At 67.7% G+C, this 2,051-nt stretch carries 2 protein-coding genes, 1 pseudogene and 1 riboswitch; of the genes and pseudogenes, 1 reads left to right on the forward strand and 2 read right to left on the reverse strand.

Annotation, left to right across the window (positions count from 1 at the left end; genetic code table 11):
* On the reverse strand, window positions 1-336 hold a 336-nt coding region (locus EAO75_RS46795; RefSeq protein WP_222724025.1), incomplete at its 3' end, for a hypothetical protein.
* Window positions 337-396: 60 nt separating this feature from the next.
* Window positions 397-566: riboswitch (cyclic di-AMP (ydaO/yuaA leader) on the forward strand.
* 7 nt (window positions 567-573) lie between these two features.
* On the opposite strand from EAO75_RS46795, the gene EAO75_RS43350 reads away from it, so the two are divergent.
* Window positions 574-1,764 (forward strand): C40 family peptidase, encoded by a 1,191-nt coding sequence (locus EAO75_RS43350; RefSeq protein WP_148000653.1) that lies wholly within the window; start codon window positions 574-576, stop codon window positions 1,762-1,764.
* 13 nt (window positions 1,765-1,777) lie between these two features.
* Here EAO75_RS43350 and EAO75_RS43355 read toward each other — a convergent pair.
* Window positions 1,778-2,051 (reverse strand): annotated as a pseudogene (locus EAO75_RS43355) (C40 family peptidase); the annotation flags it as partial.

The following is a 2,051-nucleotide window of genomic DNA, read 5'->3' on the forward strand; positions in this document are numbered from 1 at the left end:
GAAGAACACCCGCCGCCGCCCGAGGACGATCACACTCCGGAGCCGGTTCCGGACGATCTGTTCGGTGGGAAGTTCGACGTGCCACCGGACCGGGACGGCTACTACCGCGACGGCGCCCCGCGCCCCGCCATCGACGCCGCGACCGCTCCACCACGACCGGCAACCGACCAGGCCAGGCCGCCGCCACCAGTCCCACATCACTCCAATCCAGACATCAAGCAGAAGACACCTCACACCTGCGCACACCACCCCGAACCAACCACCGCCCACAAGATTTCGCCTCAAGGTCACGAAAATGTATCGGGCATATCGAACATCAACCTTCACAGGGGCCACACGAGTTGGCTACCGTGCCGGACAGGCCGTACGACCCCCTCCGGCGAACGACGCCGGGCCGCACGGCCTCCGCCGAGTCCGCACGCCTCACGGCAAGCCGGAGCCGGGGACCCACCGAACTTGGGGTGAATCGGCCCGACTTCCCTCCGGGAAGAGGCCGTAGGGCAACCCTTCCGATCCACCCGCCCGAACCCGACAGCTAACTCGGTAGGCGGAATATGGAAGGAGTCGCCTCCCTTGGCGTCGCACCGCAAGTCGCGTCCCGCCGGTACGCGCGTAGCAGGCATACGCACCCCTGCCCTCGCCACGGCCGCCCTCACGTCCGTGGCCCTGTTGTCCCAGACGGCCAACGCCAGCCCCTCGACGGACGACAAGCCCAGCCTCGAAGAGGTCGAGAAGAAGGTCGACGACCTCTACCGCCAGGCGGAGTCGGCGACCGAGAAGTACAACGCGGCGAAGGACCAGACCACGAAGCAGCGCAAGCGCGTCGACACGCTCCTCGACGACGTCGCCCAGCGCACCCAGAAGCTCAACGAAGCGCGTGAGGAACTGGGCCGCAACGCCGCCGCGCAGTACCGCACAGGTGCCGCGGCGCCCGACACGGCGACCTTCCTGCTGGCGGACACTCCGCAGGACTACTTCGACCAGAACCAGCTGATGGACCGCATGACGGGCCGTCAGAAGGAAGCGGTCGACGACTACTTCACCCAGCAGTCCGCGACGATGAAGAAGCGCCAGGAGGCCACCCAGAGCCTCGAGACGCTCACCGAGTCGCAGAGCGACCTCCAGTCCGCGAAGACCACCGTCCAGCAGAAGCTCTCCGACGCACGCGAACTTCTCTCGAAGCTGACGGCGGAGGAGAAGGCCCGCCTCGCCGCGATCGAGAAGGCCAAGCAGGAAGAGGCCGCCCGCAAGGCCGCCGAACTGGCCCGGCAGCAGGCGGAAGCCGAACGCCAGCGCCAGGAGCAGGAGGCTGCCGCCCAGCAGCAGGAGAGCACCGCGCCGCCTGCCGACTCGAGCGGCTCGGACTCCAGCAGCTCGGACTCGTCGTCCTCGGACTCCTCGTACGCCACCAAGGCCGAGAAGGCCCTGGCCTTCGCCCGCTCCCAGGTGGGCAAGCCGTACGTGTGGGGCGCCACCGGCCCCGACTCCTACGACTGCTCCGGCCTCACCCAGGCCGCCTGGAAGGCCGCCGGCGTGGACATCCCGCGCGTCACCTACGACCAGGTCAACGCCGGCACCACGGTCTCCCTCTCCAACGCCCAGCCCGGCGACCTGGTCTTCTTCTACGACGACATCACCCACGTGGGCATCTACATAGGCAACGGCATGATGATCCACGCCCCGAAGCCCGGCGCGTACGTCCGCGAGGAGTCGATCTACTACGACGGAGAGTCGTCGATCCACAGCGTGGTCCGCCCGGCCTGACACTGGTCAGGATCGGGGTGACCACGCTGTGGATCGACGACTCTCCGTCGTAGTAGATCGACTCCTCGCGGACGTACGCGCCGGGCTTCGGGGCGTGGATCATCATGCCGTTGCCTATGTAGATGCCCACGTGGGTGATGTCGTCGTAGAAGAAGACCAGGTCGCCGGGCTGGGCGTTGGAGAGGGAGACCGTGGTGCCGGCGTTGACCTGGTCGTAGGTGACGCGCGGGATGTCCACGCCGGCGGCCTTCCAGGCGGCCTGGGTGAGGCCGGAGCAGTCGTAGGAG

The organism is Streptomyces sp. UW30 (assembly GCF_008042075.1).
Classification (GTDB): Bacteria; Actinomycetota; Actinomycetes; order Streptomycetales; family Streptomycetaceae; genus Streptomyces.